Raw genomic sequence first — 16,780 nt, 5'->3', positions numbered from 1 at the left:
TTTGACCGACCCCTTACAGCTTCATCAGGCTGGCGTCGTCGACCGAGGCCGAGTGGCGGGAACGGAACAGCGACACGATGATCGCCAGCCCGACCACGACCTCCGCGGCGGCCACGACCATCGTGAAGAACGCGATGATCTGGCCGTCGAGGTTGCCGTGCAGCCGGGAGAAGACCACGAACGCGAGGTTGCAGGCATTGAGCATCAGCTCGATGCACATGAACACCACGATGGCGTTGCGCCTGATGAGCACGCCGGTGGCGCCGATCGTGAACAGCAGTGCCGCGAGGTAGAGGTAGTAGACCGGATTCACTTGGACGCCTCCTCGGTTCCGGCCCGCTCCAGGCGGTCGGCGGAACGCTGCTCCAGCGCCTTGAGGTCGCCCAGGGCCTCCTGGGAGACGTCGCGGATCTGGCCCCGGGCACGCAGGGTCTTGTTGACGGTGAGCTCCGACGGCGTGCCGTCCGGCAGCAGGCCGGCGATGTCCACGGCGTTGTGCCGGGCGTAGACGCCGGGGGCCGGGAGCGGCGGGAGGTGCTTGCCGTCGCGCACCCGCTGCTCGGCGAGCTCGCGCTGGGTCTTCGCGCGCTCGGTGCGCTCCCGGTGGGTGAGCACCATGGCGCCGACGGCCGCCGTGATCAGCAGCGCGCCGGTGATCTCGAACGCGAACACGTACTTGGTGAAGATCAGCGCGGCGAGGCCCTCGACGTTGCCGCCGGCGTTGGCCTTGCCGGCGCCCGCGAAGTCCTTGAGGGAGGCGTGCCCGATGCCGGCGATCAGCAGGACGCCGAAGCCGATCCCGCAGAGCGCGGCCAGCCAGCGCTGGCCCTTGATGGTCTCCGTCAGGGAGTCCGCGGCCGTGACGCCGACCAGCATCACCACGAAGAGGAAGAGCATCATGATCGCGCCCGTGTAGACCACGATCTGCACGATGCCCAGGAAGTAGGCGCCGTTGGCCAGGTAGAACACCGCGAGGATGATCATCGTCCCGGCCAGGCAGAGCGCGCTGTGCACCGCCTTGTGCATCAGGATCGTGCACAGGGCGCCGATCACCGCGACCACGGCCAGCACCCAGAACTGGATGGCCTCGCCGGTGGAGGTGGTGTAGGCGGCGAGTTCCGACATCAGCCGATCACCTTCTCGGAGGCCGGTTCGCCTGGGCCGAAGTCGGAGGCGGCCTCCTGCGGGCCCTCGCCCCTGGAGACCGCGACCTGCTGCTCCGTGCCCGGCGCGGCGTGGGTGACCAGGCCGCGGTAGTAGTCCTGCTCGTCGGTGCCCGGGAAGATGGCGTGCGGGCTGTCGACCATGCCCTCTTCCAGGCCGGCGAGCAGCTGCTCCTTGGTGTAGATCAGGTTCTCGCGGCTGCTGTCGGCGAGCTCGAACTCGTTCGTCATCGTCAACGCGCGCGTGGGGCACGCCTCGATGCACAGGCCGCACAGGATGCAGCGGGCGTAGTTGATCTGGTAGACGCGGCCGTACCGCTCGCCCGGGGAGTAGCGCTCCTCGTCGGTGTTGTCCGCGCCCTCCACGTAGATGGCGTCCGCCGGGCAGGCCCAGGCGCACAGCTCGCAGCCGACGCACTTCTCAAGACCGTCCGGGTGGCGGTTGAGCTGGTGCCGGCCGTGGAAGCGGGGCGCCGTGACCTTCTTCTGCTCCGGGTACTGCTCGGTGAGCCGCTTCTTGAACATGGCCTTGAAGGTCACGCCGAAGCCCGCCACCGGGTTCTGGAATCCCTCCTTGGACTCACTGGGCTTCCCGGACTCGATCTGCTTACGGGGTCGCTCAGCCATCGGACGCCTCCTTTCCGTCACTGGCATCGGGGGTCCGGGGGTCGCCCCCGGGACTGGCACTGCCGGTGGCACCGCTGGCAATCAACTCGCGCTCGTCCCAGCGGGGCCGGCGCCGCGGTACGGACGGCAGGCTCTGGCCGGGCAGCGGCGGCACGGGGAAGCCGCCCGCCATCGGGTCGAAGGCCACCGGCTCCTGATCGGCGTCGCTCTCGCGGGCCTTGCCGCGGAAGAGGTCCACGACGAAGGAGAGCAGCAGCACCGCGAGGACGGCGCCCGCCACGTACAGCACGATGCGCGAGAAGTCGTAGTTCTCGTTCCGCAGCGTGCGCACCGTGGCGACGAGCATCAGCCAGACCACCGAGACCGGGATCAGGACCTTCCAGCCGAGCTTCATGAGCTGGTCGTAGCGGACCCGTGGCAGGGTGCCGCGCAGCCAGATGAAGAAGAACAGCAGCAGCTGCACCTTGATGACGAACCAGAGCAGCGGCCACCAGTCGTGGTTCGCCTCCGCCCAGAACGTGCTGATGGGCCACGGGGCCCGCCAGCCGCCCAGGAAGAGCGTGGTGGACACCGCGGAGACGGTCACCATGTTGATGTACTCGGCCAGCATGAACATCGCGAACTTGATGGACGAGTACTCGGTGTTGAAGCCGCCGACGAGGTCGCCCTCGGACTCCGGCATGTCGAAGGGGGCGCGGTTGGTCTCGCCGACCATCGTCACGATGTAGATCAGGAACGAGACCGGCAGCAGCAGGATGTACCAGCGGTCGTGCTGCTGCTCCACGATCTGCGAGGTCGACATCGAGCCCGAGTACAGGAAGACCGAGGCGAACGCGGCGCCCATGGCGATCTCGTAGGAGATCATCTGGGCGCACGAGCGCAGGCCGCCGAGCAGCGGGTACGTCGACCCGGAGGACCAGCCGGCGAGCACGATGCCGTAGATGCCGACGGAGGCCACCGCCAGGATGTACAGCATCGCGATCGGCAGGTCGGTGAGCTGCATCGCGGTGCGGTGCCCGAAGACGGAGACCTCGTTGGAGGGACCGAACGGGATCACCGCGACCGCCATGAAGGCCGGGACCGCCGCGATGATCGGCGCGAGGACGTAGACCACCTTGTCCGCGCGCTTGACGACGACATCCTCCTTGAGCATCAGCTTCACGCCGTCGGCGAGCGACTGGAGCATGCCCCAGGGGCCGTGCCGGTTGGGGCCGATGCGCCGCTGCATCCAGGCGACGACCTTGCGCTCCCAGACGATGGAGAACAGCACCGTCACCATCATGAAGGCGAAGCAGAACACCGCCTTGATGGCGATCAGCCACCACGGGTCGCGGCCGAAGGCCGACAGGTCCTCCACAGCGAGCGGCGCCAGCACCTGGGGCGTCATGACGTCACCTCCGTGACCTCCTGGGACACCGGCGCCACGGCCGGGCCGATACGGACGAGTTCACCGGGGTGCGCGCCGGTGTCGGCGGCGATCCCGGAGCCGGTGGAGTTCAGCGGCAGCCAGACGACGCGGTCCGGCATCTGCGTGATGTGCAGCGGGAGTTCCACGGCGCCGGCGGGGCCGGTGACGGCGAGCACGTCGCCGTCCTTGACGCCGGCCTCGGCCGCGGTGGCCGCGGAGAGCCGGGCGGGGGCGGCGTGCCGGGTGCCCGCGAGGGCCTCGTCGCCGTCCTGGAGGAGGCCCTGGTCGAGCAGCATCCGGTGGCCGGCGAGCAGCGCCTCCCCGGTGCCGGGGCGGGGCAGCGTGGCCTGGGTCCCCACGGGCTCGGGGGCCCGCGGTCCCTCCCAGGTGCCGAGCCGCGTGAGCTCCGCGCGCGCGGTGCGCACGTCCGGCAGGCCGAGGTGGACGTCCATGGCGTCCGCCAGCATGTGCAGCACGCGCAGGTCGGCGGGGGACGGCCGGCGGGTCATCTGGTCGGGCTTCAGGGCGGCCTCGAAGGGCCGTCCGCGGCCTTCCCAGTTGAGGAAGGTGCCGGCCTTCTCGGCGACCGCGGCCACCGGGAAGACGACGTCCGCCCGCTCGGTGACCTCGCTGGGCCGCTGTTCGAGCGCCACCACGAAGCCGGCCGCGTCGAGCGCGGCGCGCGCGGCCTCGGGGTCGGGCAGGTCGGCGACCTCGACGCCCGCGACGAGCAGTGCGCCGAGCACGCCGCCGGCGGCGGCCTCGACGATCTGGGCCGTGTCGCGTCCGAAGTGGTGCGGCAGTTCGGCGACGCCCCAGGCGGCGGCGACCTCCTCGCGTGCCCCCGGGTCGGTGGCCGGGCGGCCGCCGGGCAGCAGCGTGGGCAGCGCGCCCGCCTCGATCGCGCCGCGCTCCCCGGCCCGGCGCGGGATCCACACCAGCCGGGCGCCGGTCGCGGTCGCGGCCCGTACGACGGCGGTGAGGGCGCCCTGCACTCCGGCGAGCCGCTCGCCGACGGCGATGACCGCGCCGTCCGCGTGCAGCGCCTCGGCCGCCCTCGCCCCGTCGTCGTGGAGGCCGACGCCGCTGGCGAGGGCGTCGAGCCACTCGGTCTCGGTGCCCGGGGCGGCCGCGAGCAGCGTGCCGCCGGCCTTTTCGAGGCCCCGGGTGCCGTGGCTGGCCACCGCGAAGGTGCGCTGGCCGTGCCCCCGCCAGGCCTTGCGCAGCCTCAGGAAGACGCCGGGCGCCTCCTCCTCGGCCTCCAGGCCGACGAGCAGCACCGCGGGCGCCTTCTCCAGGGCGGCGTACGTGACGCCGGTGCCGTCCAGGTCCCTGCCGCGCCCCGCCACGCGTGCGGCGAGGAAGTCGGCCTCCTCGGCGCTGTGCACGCGCGCGCGGAAGTCGATGTCGTTGGTGTCGAGCGCCACGCGCGCGAACTTGCTGTACGCGTAGGCGTCCTCCACGGTCAGCCGGCCACCGGTGAGGACCCCGGCCCTGCCGCGCGCGGCGGCCAGGCCCTTCGCCGCGGCCTCCAGCGCCTGCGGCCAGCTCGCGACCTGGAGCTCACCGGTCTCGGCGTCGCGCACCATCGGCTCCGTGAGCCGCTCGGGGCGCTGCGCGTAGCGGAAGGCGAAGCGGCCCTTGTCGCACAGCCACTCCTCGTTGACCTCCGGGTCGTTGGCGGCGAGCCGCCGCATGACCTTGCCGCGCCGGTGGTCGGTGCGCGTCGCGCAGCCGCCCGCGCAGTGCTCGCACACGCTCGGCGAGGACACCAGGTCGAACGGGCGGGAGCGGAACCGGTAGGCCGCCGAGGTGAGCGCGCCGACCGGGCAGATCTGGATGGTGTTGCCGGAGAAGTACGACTCGAACGGGTCGCCCTCGCCCGTGCCGACCTGCTGGAGCGCGCCGCGATCGAGCAGCTCGATCATCGGGTCGCCCGCGATCTGGTTGGAGAACCGGGTGCAGCGGGCGCACAGCACGCAGCGCTCGCGGTCCAGCAGCACCTGCGTGGAGATCGGGAGGGGCTTCTCGAAGGTGCGCTTGGTGCCCTCGAAGCGGGAGCTGGGGTCGCCCACCGACATCGCCTGGTTCTGGAGCGGGCACTCGCCGCCCTTGTCGCAGACCGGGCAGTCCAGCGGGTGGTTGATGAGCAGCAGCTCCATCACGCCCCGCTGGGCCTTCTCCGCGACCGCCGACGTCACCTGCGTCTTGACGACCATGCCGTCGGTGCAGGTGATGGTGCACGACGCCATGGGCTTGCGCTGGCCCTCGACCTCGACGATGCACTGCCGGCAGGCGCCGGCCGGGTCGAGCAGCGGGTGGTCGCAGAACCGGGGGATCTCGATCCCGAGCAGTTCCGCGGCCCGGATGACCAGAGTGCCCTTGGGCACGCTGATCTCGACGCCGTCGATGGTCAGCGAGACGAGATCCTCGGGTGGGGTGGCAGCCTCCGAGCCCCCGGAGGGAGCGCCAGTGGTTACCGTCATGCGTTCACCTCCGTGGTGTCGATGGGGCCGTCCGCCCAGACGGTCGACCGTGCCGGGTCGAACGGGCAGCCCCTGCCGGTGATGTGCTCCTCGTACTCGGCGCGGAAGTACTTGAGCGACGAGAAGATCGGCGAGGCGGCGCCGTCGCCGAGGGCGCAGAAGGACTTGCCGTTGATGTTGTCGGCGATGTCGGCGAGCTTGTCGAGGTCGCTCATGGCGCCCTTGCCCGCCTCGATGTCCCGCAGCAGCTGGACGAGCCAGTAGGTGCCCTCACGGCACGGCGTGCACTTGCCGCAGGACTCGTGGGCGTAGAACTCCGTCCAGCGGGTCACGGCGCGCACGACGCAGGTGGTCTCGTCGAAGCACTGGAGCGCCTTCGTGCCGAGCATGGAGCCGGCGGCGCCCACGCCCTCGTAGTCCAGCGGGACGTCCAGGTGCTCCTCGGTGAGCAGCGGCGTGGAGGAGCCGCCGGGAGTCCAGAACTTCAGCCGGTGGCCGGGGCGGATCCCGCCGCTCATCTCCAGGAGCTGGCGCAGCGTGATGCCGAGCGGGCCCTCGTACTGGCCGGGGCTCGCGACGTGGCCGCTGAGGGAGTACAGCGTGAAGCCCGGGGACTTCTCGCTTCCCATCGACCTGAACCATTCCTTGCCCTTGTTCAGGATCGCGGGAACGGAAGCGATGGACTCGACGTTGTTCACGACAGTGGGGCACGCGTAGAGGCCCGCGACGGCAGGGAAGGGAGGACGCAGTCGCGGCTGGCCGCGGCGGCCTTCGAGGGAGTCGAGAAGCGCGGTCTCCTCACCGCAGATGTACGCGCCCGCGCCCGCGTGCACGGTGAGTTCCAGGTTGAGTCCGCTGCCGAGGACGTTCTTCCCGAGGTACCCGGCCGCGTACGCCTCGCGGACGGCCTCGTGCAGCCGCCGGAGCACGGGGACGACCTCGCCGCGCAGGTAGATGAAGGCGTGCTCGGAGCGGATCGCGTAGCAGGCGATCACGATTCCCTCGATGAGGGAGTGCGGGTTCGCGAAGAGGAGCGGGATGTCCTTGCAGGTCCCCGGCTCCGACTCGTCCGCGTTGACGACGAGGTAGTGCGGCTTGCCGTCGCCCTGCGGGATGAACTGCCACTTCATGCCCGTCGGGAAGCCCGCGCCGCCACGGCCGCGCAGGCCGGACTCCTTGACGTAGGCGATGATGTCGTCCGGCTCCATGGCGAGGGCCTTGCGCAGGCCCTCGTAGCCGTCGTGCCGCCGGTAGGTGTCGAGCGTCCAGGACTTCTCCTCGTCCCAGAAGGCCGACAGCACCGGCGCCAGCAGCTTCTCCGGGTTGCTCTCCGCGTGGGTCCCGGAACCGGACTCCTGCGCGGCGGCCCCGTTCTCCGGGTTCTCGGCTGTGGTGGTCATCACTCCCCCTCCTCGGTGACCGGTCCGGCAGGGTGCTCGGGGTCGGAGGCCGAGGTCTGCTGCGGTGCGTCATGAGAGCTGAGGTGCTCGGCTCCGGCGGCCGGGGCGGCGGTGGGCGCCGCGCCGCGGGGGTGCACCACGCGCGCGGCGGCGGCGCTCTCACCGCGGGACAGGCGCAGCCCGATCAGCGACGCGGGGCCCGCGCCGCCGGTCGCGTCGACGGCTCCGGGGCGCTCGTCGGGGAAGCCCGCGAGGATCCGGGAGGTCTCCCGGAAGCCGCACAGGGGGGCGCCCCGGGTGGGCTCGACGTCGGCGCCGGCGCGCAGGTCGTCGACGAGGCGCTTGGCGGACTCGATGGTCTGGTTGTCGAAGAACTCCCAGTTCACCATCAGCACCGGCGCGAAGTCGCAGGCGGCGTTGCACTCGATGTGCTCCAGCGTGACCTTGCCGTCCTCGGTGGTCTCGCCGTTGCCGACGCCCAGGTGCTCCTGGAGGGCGGAGAAGATCGCGTCGCCGCCCATCACCGCGCACAGGGTGTTGGTGCAGACGCCCACGTGGTACTCGCCGCCCGGCTTGCGCCGGTACATGGTGTAGAAGGTGGCGACGGCGGTGACCTCGGCGGTGGTCAGGTCCAGCAGCTCGGCGCAGAACTGCACGCCGGTGCGGGTGACGTAGCCCTCCTCGGACTGCACCAGGTGCAGCAGCGGCAGCAGCGCGGAGCGGGAGCCCGGGTAGCGGCCGATGACGTCCTTCGCGTCCGCTTCGAGACGGGCGCGCACGTCGGCCGGGTAGGCGGGGGCGGGCAGTTGGGGCATGCCCAGGCTGACGTCCGTCACCGGTCGACGCCTCCCATCACGGGGTCGATGGACGCGACGGCGACGATGACGTCGGCGACCTGGCCGCCCTCGCACATCGCGGCCATCGCCTGAAGGTTGGTGAAGGACGGGTCGCGGAAGTGGACCCGGAAGGGGCGGGTGCCGCCGTCGGAGACCACGTGGGCGCCGAGCTCGCCCTTGGCGGACTCGACGGCCGCGTAGGCCTGCCCGGGCGGGACCCTGAAGCCCTCGGTCACCAGCTTGAAGTGGTGGATCAGGGACTCCATGGAGGTGCCCATGATCTGCTTGATGTGGTCGAGGGAGTTGCCGAGGCCGTCCGGGCCCAGGGCGAGCTGGGCGGGCCAGGCGATCTTCTTGTCGCCGACCATCACCGGGCCCGGCTCCAGCCGGTCGAGGCACTGCTCGACGATGTTCAGCGACTGGCGCATCTCCTCCAGGCGGATGAGGAAGCGCCCGTAGGAGTCGCAGGTGTCGGTGGTCGGGATGTCGAAGTCGTAGCTCTCGTAGCCGCAGTAGGGCTGCGCCTTGCGCAGGTCGTGCGGCAGGCCCGCGGAGCGCAGGATCGGGCCGGTCGCGCCGAGCGCCATGCAGCCGGTGAGGTCGAGGTAGCCGACGTCCTGCATCCGGGCCTTGAAGATCGGGTTCCCGGTGGCGAGCTTGTCGTACTCCGGGAGGTTCTTGCGCATCGTCTTCACGAACTCGCGCACCTGGTCCACCGCGCCCGGCGGCAGGTCCTGGGAGAGGCCGCCGGGACGGATGTACGCGTGGTTCATCCGCAGGCCGGTGATGAGCTCGTAGAGGTCGAGAATGAGTTCACGATCACGGAATCCGTAGATCATGATCGTGGTGGCGCCGAGCTCCATACCGCCGGTGGCGATGGCGACCAGGTGCGAGGAGAGGCGGTTGAGCTCCATGAGCATCACGCGGATGATGTTCGCCCGGTCCGGCACCTCGGCCTCGATGCCGAGCAGCTTCTCCACGCCCAGGCAGTACGCCGCCTCGTTGAAGAACGGCGTGAGGTAATCCATCCGGGTGACGAACGTGGTGCCCTGCGTCCAGGTGCGGAACTCAAGGTTCTTCTCGATGCCGGTGTGCAGGTAGCCGATGCCGCAGCGGGCCTCGGTGACCGTCTCGCCGTCGATCTCCAGGATGAGCCGGAGCACGCCGTGCGTGGACGGGTGCTGGGGGCCCATGTTGACCACGATGCGCTCGTCGTCGGCCTTGGCGGCGGCCTCGACGACCTCGTCCCAGTCCCCGCCGGTGACCGTGTAGACGGTGCCTTCCGTGGTTTCGCGTGCCGATGCTGACTGCGTCGTCATGAGTACGACCTCCGCTGGTCCGGAGCCGGGATCTGGGCGCCCTTGTACTCGACGGCGATGCCGCCGAGCGGGTAGTCCTTGCGCTGCGGGAAGCCCTGCCAGTCGTCCGGCATCATGATCCGCGTCAGCGCCGGGTGACCGTCGAAGACGATGCCGAAGAAGTCGTACGTCTCGCGCTCGTGCCAGTCGTTCGTCGGATACACGGAGACCAGCGAGGGGATGTGCGGGTCGCTGTCCGGGGCGCTGACTTCGAGGCGGATCAGGCGATTGTGGGTAATTGAGCGCATGTGGTAGACGGCGTGCAGCTCGCGGCCCTTGTCGCTCGGGTAGTGGACGCCGCTGACGCCGGTGCACAGCTCGAAGCGGAGCGCCGGGTCGTCACGCAGGGTCTTCGCCACCCGCACCAGGTGCTCGCGCGCGACGTGGAAGGTCATCTCGCCGCGGTCGACGACGGTCTTCTCGATGGCGTTCTCCGGGAGGAGGTCCTGCTCCTCCAGGGCGCCCTCCAGCTCGTCGGCCACCTCGTCGAACCATCCGCCGTAGGGCCGTGACGCGGCCCCGGGCAGCCGGATGGAGCGCACCAGGCCGCCGTAGCCGCTGGTGTCGCCGCCGTTGTTGGCCCCGAACATGCCGCGCTGGACCCGGATCTCCTCGCCCTGCTCGCCGCGCTGGCCGGGCAGGTTCTGGCTGTTCAGGTCCTGTTCGGGGTTGGTTCCGTTCTGCTCGCTCACCGCAGCAGCCCCTTCATCTCGATCGTGGGAAGCGCCTTGAGGGCCGCCTCCTCCGCCTCGCGGGCGGCCTCCTCGGCGTTCACGCCGAGCTTCGAGGTCTGGATCTTCTGATGGAGCTTCAGGATGCTGTCCATCAGCATCTCGGGCCGCGGGGGGCAGCCGGGCAGGTAGATGTCCACCGGAACGACGTGGTCGACGCCCTGCACGATCGCGTAGTTGTTGAACATCCCGCCGGAGGACGCGCAGACGCCCATCGAGATGACCCACTTGGGGTTCGGCATCTGGTCGTAGACCTGCCGCAGCACCGGCGCCATCTTCTGGCTCACCCGGCCCGCCACGATCATCAGGTCCGCCTGCCGCGGAGAGCCGCGGAAGACCTCCATGCCGAAGCGCGCCAGGTCATAGCGCCCGGCGCCGGTCGTCATCATCTCGATGGCGCAGCAGGCGAGGCCGAATGTCGCGGGGAAGACGGAGGACTTCCGCACCCAGCCCGCGGCCTGCTCGACGGTGGTCAGCAGAAACCCGCTCGGCAGTTTCTCTTCGAGTCCCATAGGCCCCTCAAGCCCCTCTGTTCCCTCGCGTGGTCGTTCACGCGGTCGCGTGGTCGTTGCGCGGTCTGACGCTTCTCAGTCCCATTCCAGGCCGCCGCGCCGCCACACGTATGCGTAGGCGACGAAGACGGTGAGCACGAAGAGCAGCATCTCGACGAGCCCGAACAGCCCCAGGGAGTCGAAGGTGACGGCCCAGGGGTAGAGAAAGACGATCTCGATGTCGAAGACGATGAAGAGCATCGCCGTCAGGTAGTACTTGATCGGGAACCGCCCGCCGCCCGCCGGTGTCGGCGTCGGCTCGATACCGCACTCATAGGCTTCGAGCTTGGCTCGGTTGTACCGCTTTGGACCGATAAGCGTGGCCATCACCACGGAGAAGATCGCAAAAGCTGCCCCGAGGGCTCCCAGTACGAGGATGGGCGCGTACGCGTTCACCGCTCCTCGCTCCTCTCAGTCGGCGCTGACTCCTACGGCGGTGTCGAGCCCGCTCCCCCGTGCGGGAGGCACCTCGGACACCGGTCCCGACCGGCCGATCCATCCAGCGATCGGCCGCCGTTCCGGCGATCCGGGACCCCACCGCTCCTTCACGGAGTCCACGAAGATCGTGTTCATGTGAAGCAGGTCACAAGCCCGACTGCCTCGCATCTTATGCCCGCCGGTCTGTGATCTGCGACACGGGGTCACGCATCGCCCTTGTGATCTCCACCACCTGACGAACGATCATGAAGCCGGAACAGCCGTGATCTTCACACGAGAAGCGGCGCGACGGTCACCCGAGGTGACATTTTTCCGCGTTTCCGCTGATCAAAGCCGGAGCCCCTTATCAAGGCAGCGCGTCTTGGCGCAAATTCGCGCTGGACTGAACTGCCTGATAAAGGGCTGGTTCATACGGAGAGGGGCGCAGAAGGGAGGAGACGGGAGGAGAGGAGACGAGTGCACCCGAGAGCGAGGGAACGGGGGAAGTGGTGCGAGAGGGACGCTGCGTCCGGGTCTGGGCGTGTGCTCCCGTTCACGTGAGGAATGCGTCATGTTCACGTAACGGGCGCGTGGTATGGCCCTCGGTGCGGGGTTCCGTCGCGCGGCGGGTGGGCCGGAGGGCACTCCGGTCGACGGGTCCGAGGGTCGGTGGGCCGGAGGGACGGAGCCGGCGGGTCAGAGCGACGACAGCCGGCGAACCGAAGCGAACGGAGCCGGCGGGACCGGAGGGGCGGAGGGGCGAACGCCCCCCTTTGCGACGCTGCGGCCCTTTATAGACGTACGGCCGGGGAGCATCGTTCCGTGACACTGGCCACATCACCCCGGGCCGCCGCACCGTCGGGGCTTGGCAGGGGTACCCAACAGATGGTAGGCACGGAGCAATTCGGGCGTATCGCGGAAAGTGCATGAGCACGGGCTTGATCGCCTCAATGTGAAACCGCTCCCGGAGTGGCACGAAATCCGACACACCCGGGATTCAGGACCCTGTGAAGCAACTGTGGCGCACCCCACGTTTCTTGAACGATGCGGTCGGGCCCTGGTAGCGGTTGTTCACATGTCCCACACCGCTCATATACCCAGCCACCGGAAGCCCCGACGCAGCGCGCCGAGATTCGCGCTGTGTGCGGGCGTCGCCGGCGGTGTTCTCAGCACCCTGGCCGTGACCGGCGCGTCGGCGCAGTCGGCCCCCGCCGAACCCGCTCACGACACGGTCGAGATGCCCGCCGTCACCGACGGTCTGGCCACGCAGGCCGCCGCGTCCGCGGACGCCACCCGTCAGACGGCGGACACCTACGCCACCCGGGCGGTGCAGAACACGGCCCTGTCCCAGGCCGTCAAGGAAGCCAAGAAGTCGCGGGCGGACGCCGAGAAGAAGGCGGAGGCCAAGAAGAAGGCCGCCGCCGCCCGGAAGGCCGCCGAGGCGCGCGCCTCGCGCTCCGCTCCCCGCACCACCCTCAGCACCAAGTCCACCGCCGCCGAGGTCCCCCTCCCCGGCGGCAACGTCGGCTCCGTGCTCGCCTTCCTGAACTCCCAGGTCGGCGACGCGTACGTCATGGGCGGCACCGGACCGAACTCCTGGGACTGCTCCGGGCTGGTCCAGGCCGCCTTCAAGCAGGCCGGCGTGAACCTGCCGCGCACCTCGCAGGACCAGTCGACGGCCGGCACGCAGGTGCCGGTGTCCAGCGCCCAGCCCGGCGACATCCTGTACTGGGGTGGCGCGGGCAGCGCCTACCACGTCGGCGTCTACATCGGCGGCGGCAAGTACCTGGACGCGGCGAACCCGTCCAAGGGGGTCGTCGTGCAGGACCTCTCGGGGTATCCGGCGAGCGGGGCCGTGCGGGTGCTCTGATCTTGGGGCGCGGGGTGTCCCGCGTGCCCCCTTCTTGTCATGGCGCGCCCTTGTCGGGGGTGCGGGGGGCTTCGCCGGCAGCCGTTCTTCGCCTGCGGCGGGCCATCGGGTCCAGCCCCTTGCGGGTGGTTTGCTTGACCATCTGCCGGTTGGGGCCGGTCGCGCCCACGCGGCGGAGCCGCACATCGGACACAGCCCCGCGCCCCTGACGGGGCGCGCTTGGCGCGAAAGCGCCCCGAAAAGAGCGCGGTAGCGCCCGGAAAGGGGGCGCGGGGAACTGCGCGAGCAACCACGACGAGAGGGGCAGGTCGCGACCGGCCGGAGGGGGCAGCCGGACCCGTCCCCGGCCACCGACCAGGCGCGGTAGCGCCCTGAGAAGGGGCGCGGGGAACTGCGCGAGCAACCACGACGAGACCGCCATGTCGCCACCGGCCGAAAGAGGTGGCCGGAGCCGCCCCCGGCCACCGGGGGAAGGGAGCAGTCGGCTCGCGCCGGCCGCAGGCACTAGCCCAGGTCGAACGTGTTCGGCAACCCCAACCGGTACCGGAGATCATCCACCCGCTTCAGCGGCTCCATCTCGGGTGGCCGGTAGAGCTCCCAGATCCGGCACCGCTCCGCGCCGGAGCCGTCGCGATCGAGCAGGGCGTTGACGGCGCGGCGCGCGGACTCGTTGGCGCCCTCCATCGTCGCCAGGTCGACGTCCGTGTGGACGTAGTCGCCCGCCAGGAAGAAGTTCGGGACCGCCGTGCCCGCGGAGGGGCGGTTGTAGAGGGTGCCCGTGGGGTGGATGAGGAGCTGCTCGCGGTTCTGCGGGTCGGCGCCGCCGAGTCCGGTCACCGCCGGGTCCATGAACCAGCCGAGCCGGTCGCCGTCCGTGAGCGTCGTCTTGCCCGCGTCGTTGAGCGCGTCCTTCAACTGCGCCCAGCACTCCTCGATGATCTCCTCCTTGGTGCACTCCCGCGCCGTCTTGCCGTAGAGGATGCCGGGCTGGTCCCACTCGGAGATGATCGCCGAGAGGCAGTCGCGGGCCGTGCCGTCGCCGTAGTCCGCCGGGAAGTCCCGGTCCCAGAACTGGGCCTGGCCGATGCCGGTCACCGACCACGGCGAGTCGAGGCAGTTGATGTGGCCGTGCACCACGGGCGTCGGCGCCCGCAGGTAGTACTGGATGCCGACCATCCAGTCCGTCTTCAGCGCGTCGCACCTGGCGAGCTGCGGGTCGGCGGCGCGCAGGGCGCTGCCCCAGGTGGTGCGGGCGTGCTCGACGGGCATGGCCGAGACGTAGTGGTCGGCGGTGACAACGCGCTCGTCGCCGCCGTCCCGCGCCGCGACCCGGACGCCGCTCACCCGGCCGTCCTCGTACAGCACCTCGCGTACCTGGGTGCCGAGGACGAACTCCACGCCGAGGGAGCGCAGGTGGCTGCCCCAGGGGTCGATCCAGGCCTCGTTGGTGGGGGCGTTCAGCACGCGGTCGATGTCGGCGTCGCCGTCCATGCCCTGGCCGAGAATGCCCCAGAGCAGCAGTGCCTCGATGATGACGCGGCCGACGGTGCGGGTGGACGCCACCTGGGCGCGGGTGGCGACGAGGTTGCGGGTCTGTCCGATGCCCAGCAGGAGCTGGTACTCGCGGCTCATCTCGCCGGCCCGGATGAAGTCCCACCAGGAGACCTTCTCCCACTGGTCCTCGCGGCGCGCGTCGCAGCTCGTGAGGTGCACGAGCACCCGGTTGGCGAAGTACGCGGCCTCCTGGGCCGGCAGCCGGGTGCCGAGGTCGAGCACGGAGAGCAGCTGGTCGCGGATCCAGGACGTGGTGAGGTCGCCGGGGGCGGGCAGGCTGGTGGCGCGGCGCAGCGGGAAGTGCAGGTCGGGCCGGCCCTTCTCGCGTGCGAAGAGGGCTTCGGTGCCGCTGCGGAGGTTGTCGTGGACGCCGTTCGCGTTGCCGGGGAAGGGGATGCGGCGGAAGGTGTCGGGGAGGTTCCGGTAGAAACCGGGAAAGAACCGGAATCCGTGCTCGCCGGGCAGGGGCTTCCGCCCGCCCGCGCCGGTGTCGGGGACGTCCATCGAACGGGCCTTGCCGCCGATCACGTCGTAGTACTCGTAGACCGTCACGGCGTAGCCGCGCTCGGCCAGCTCGTGCGCGGCGCTCAGCCCGGACACGCCGCCGCCGAGCACGGCGACCCGCTTGGCCCCCGCGCGCGGCGCGGGAACGGCGTGTGCGGCCTCCGTGGCCGCCACGGTGAGCGCGGCGGCGCCGGCCGCGGCCGACGCGCCGGCGAGGAAACGTCTGCGGGTGTGCCCGGACGGCCCCCGGGCCTCGTCTTCGGACGCCGTGCGCCCGGTCGGTTCCGCTGCGGACGCCGTGCGCCCGGTCAGTTCGGCTGCCATGGGCACGGAAGGTACGGCGGCGCCGGGCCGTTGCGGAAGCCCGCACGACGGGCCGCCCACAGCACCCTCACACTCCGTTCGAGGCTCCGAACTCCCGCGCGTGCCGACGCTGTAGAGCTCTGGACGGGCGCCCGGGAACCACGCTGACAGCAGCCGTGAGGGCTAAGCCATGTCCGTGGGGTGATGGTGAGCGCACAGCGGGAACCACGATGTGCCTACTGCCCGTCGCCCCGCGGGTTCCGCGCCCAAGGCGCCCGCTCAGGCCTTCGGGGCGATCTTCGTCAGGCCGTTGATGATGCGGTCCATGCTGTCGCCGCCCGTGGGGTCCGTGAGGTTGGCGAGCATCTTGAGGGTGAACTTCATCAGGAGCGGGTGGGTCAGGCCGTGCTGGGCGCCGATCTTCATCACCTTGGGGTTGCCGATGAGCTTCACGAAGATCCGGCCCAGCGTGTAGTAGCCGCCGTAGGTGTCCTTGAGGATCTTCGGGTAGTTGCGCAGGGCCAGTTCGCGCTGGGCCGAGGTGGAGCGGGCGTGCGCCTGGACGATGACGTCCGCGGCGATCTGGCCGGATTCCATCGCGTACGCGATGCCCTCGCCGTTGAACGGGTTCACCAGGCCGCCCGCGTCACCGACGAGCAGCAGGCCCTTGGTGTAGTGCGGCTGGCGGTTGAAGGCCATGGGGAGTGCGGCGCCGCGGATCGGGCCCGTCATGTTGTCCGGCGTGTAGCCCCAGTCCTCGGGCATCGAGGCGCACCACGTCCTGAGCACCTCGCGCCAGTCCAGCTCCTTGAAGGACGTGGAGGTGTTGAGCACGCCGAGGCCGACGTTGGAGGTGCCGTCGCCCATGCCGAAGATCCAGCCGTACCCGGGCAGCAGCCGCTCCCGGGCGCCGCGCCGGTCCCACAGCTCCAGCCAGGACTCCAGGTAGTCGTCACTGTGACGCGGCGAGGTGAAGTAGGTGCGCACCGCGACGCCCATCGGGCGGTCCTCGCGGCGGTGCAGGCCCATGCCGAGGGAGAGGCGGGTGGAGTTGCCGTCCGCCGCGACCACCAGCGGGGCGTGGAACGTGACCGGGGTCTTCTCCTCGCCCAGCTTCGCGCGTACGCCCGTGATCCGGCCGGTGCGGTCGTCGGTGATCGGCTCACCGACGTTGCACCGCTCGTACAGCCGGGCGCCCGCCTTCTGCGCCTGCCGGGCGAGCTGCTCGTCGAAGTCGTCCCGCCTGCGGACGAGGCCGTAGTCCGGGAACGAGGCGAGATCCGGCCAGTCCAGCTCCAGCCGTACGCCGCCGCCGATGATCCGCAGGCCCTTGTTCCGCAGCCAGCCGGCCTCCTCCGACACGTCGATGCCCATGCCGACGAGTTGCTTGACCGCGCGCGGGGTGAGGCCGTCGCCGCAGACCTTCTCGCGCGGGAACGCCGTCTTCTCCAGCAGCAGCACGTCGAGGCCGGCCTTGGCCAGGTGGTACGCGGTGGTGGAGCCGGCGGGCCCGGCGCCGACGACGATCACATCGGCGGTGTGTTCGGAGAGGGGCTCGGTCACGGCGGGGGC

14 protein-coding genes are annotated in these 16,780 nt (G+C 70.5%); 1 reads left to right on the top strand and 13 read right to left on the bottom strand.

Features of this window, described 5'->3' with window-relative positions:
• Nucleotides 1–13: 13 nt before the first annotated feature.
• The 11 genes from nuoK to Sm713_RS02215 all read right to left on the bottom strand — a co-directional run bounded on the left by nuoK (nucleotide 14) and on the right by Sm713_RS02215 (nucleotide 10,956).
• Nucleotides 14–313 (bottom strand): NADH-quinone oxidoreductase subunit NuoK, encoded by a 300-nt coding sequence (nuoK, locus tag Sm713_RS02265; RefSeq protein WP_212908028.1) that lies wholly within the window; start codon nucleotides 311–313, stop codon nucleotides 14–16.
• A complete protein-coding gene (locus Sm713_RS02260; RefSeq protein ID WP_212911718.1) occupies nucleotides 310–1,128 on the bottom strand; it encodes an NADH-quinone oxidoreductase subunit J in 819 nt (272 codons plus the stop codon). The genes nuoK and Sm713_RS02260 overlap by 4 nt, the downstream gene beginning before the upstream one ends.
• Entirely contained in the window at nucleotides 1,125–1,790 is a 666-nt protein-coding gene (gene nuoI / locus Sm713_RS02255) for an NADH-quinone oxidoreductase subunit NuoI (protein WP_212908027.1), read from the bottom strand. Before nuoI ends, Sm713_RS02260 begins: the two co-directional genes overlap by 4 nt.
• A complete protein-coding gene (gene nuoH / locus Sm713_RS02250; RefSeq protein WP_212908026.1) occupies nucleotides 1,783–3,177 on the bottom strand; it encodes an NADH-quinone oxidoreductase subunit NuoH in 1,395 nt (464 codons plus the stop codon). Before nuoH ends, nuoI begins: the two co-directional genes overlap by 8 nt.
• The gene (locus Sm713_RS02245) at nucleotides 3,174–5,684 is read right to left on the bottom strand and encodes an NADH-quinone oxidoreductase subunit G (protein ID WP_212908025.1); all 2,511 of its coding nucleotides are present in this window, start codon (nucleotides 5,682–5,684) and stop codon (nucleotides 3,174–3,176) included. The genes nuoH and Sm713_RS02245 overlap by 4 nt, the downstream gene beginning before the upstream one ends.
• Nucleotides 5,681–7,084: an NADH-quinone oxidoreductase subunit NuoF gene (nuoF, locus tag Sm713_RS02240; RefSeq protein ID WP_249416038.1), complete on the bottom strand. Its 1,404-nt coding sequence runs from the start codon at nucleotides 7,082–7,084 to the stop codon at nucleotides 5,681–5,683. Before nuoF ends, Sm713_RS02245 begins: the two co-directional genes overlap by 4 nt.
• On the bottom strand, nucleotides 7,084–7,899 hold the full coding sequence (gene nuoE, locus Sm713_RS02235; RefSeq protein ID WP_212911716.1) for an NADH-quinone oxidoreductase subunit NuoE: 816 nt from the start codon (nucleotides 7,897–7,899) through the stop codon (nucleotides 7,084–7,086). Before nuoE ends, nuoF begins: the two co-directional genes overlap by 1 nt.
• A gap of 17 nt (nucleotides 7,900–7,916) precedes the next feature.
• The gene (locus tag Sm713_RS02230; RefSeq protein ID WP_212908024.1) at nucleotides 7,917–9,239 is read right to left on the bottom strand and encodes an NADH-quinone oxidoreductase subunit D; all 1,323 of its coding nucleotides are present in this window, start codon (nucleotides 9,237–9,239) and stop codon (nucleotides 7,917–7,919) included.
• Complete coding sequence (locus Sm713_RS02225) at nucleotides 9,236–9,970, bottom strand: NADH-quinone oxidoreductase subunit C (RefSeq protein ID WP_212908023.1); 735 nt, start codon at nucleotides 9,968–9,970, stop codon at nucleotides 9,236–9,238. The genes Sm713_RS02230 and Sm713_RS02225 overlap by 4 nt, the downstream gene beginning before the upstream one ends.
• Nucleotides 9,967–10,521, bottom strand: coding sequence for an NADH-quinone oxidoreductase subunit B family protein (locus Sm713_RS02220; RefSeq protein ID WP_212908022.1), 555 nt, complete (start codon nucleotides 10,519–10,521; stop codon nucleotides 9,967–9,969). The genes Sm713_RS02225 and Sm713_RS02220 overlap by 4 nt, the downstream gene beginning before the upstream one ends.
• A 75-nt stretch (nucleotides 10,522–10,596) precedes the next feature.
• A complete protein-coding gene (locus tag Sm713_RS02215; RefSeq protein ID WP_212908021.1) occupies nucleotides 10,597–10,956 on the bottom strand; it encodes an NADH-quinone oxidoreductase subunit A in 360 nt (119 codons plus the stop codon).
• Nucleotides 10,957–12,052: 1,096 nt separating this feature from the next.
• Here Sm713_RS02215 and Sm713_RS02210 point away from each other — a divergent pair.
• A complete protein-coding gene (locus tag Sm713_RS02210; RefSeq protein WP_212908020.1) occupies nucleotides 12,053–12,847 on the top strand; it encodes a C40 family peptidase in 795 nt (264 codons plus the stop codon).
• A 504-nt stretch (nucleotides 12,848–13,351) separates the two neighbouring features.
• On the opposite strand, the gene Sm713_RS02205 is transcribed toward Sm713_RS02210, so the two are convergent.
• Complete coding sequence (locus Sm713_RS02205; protein WP_212908019.1) at nucleotides 13,352–15,229, bottom strand: FAD-dependent oxidoreductase; 1,878 nt, start codon at nucleotides 15,227–15,229, stop codon at nucleotides 13,352–13,354.
• Between the two features lie 258 nt (nucleotides 15,230–15,487).
• The gene (locus tag Sm713_RS02200) at nucleotides 15,488–16,771 is read right to left on the bottom strand and encodes a geranylgeranyl reductase family protein (protein ID WP_212908018.1); all 1,284 of its coding nucleotides are present in this window, start codon (nucleotides 16,769–16,771) and stop codon (nucleotides 15,488–15,490) included.
• Nucleotides 16,772–16,780: the final 9 nt, after the last annotated feature.

Origin of the sequence: Streptomyces sp. TS71-3 (assembly GCF_018327685.1) — a bacterium.
In the GTDB taxonomy this organism is placed as follows: Bacteria; Actinomycetota; Actinomycetes; order Streptomycetales; family Streptomycetaceae; genus Streptomyces.
Note: the sequence above shows the minus strand (reverse complement) of the source record. Positions and strands in the feature narration are given on the sequence as shown.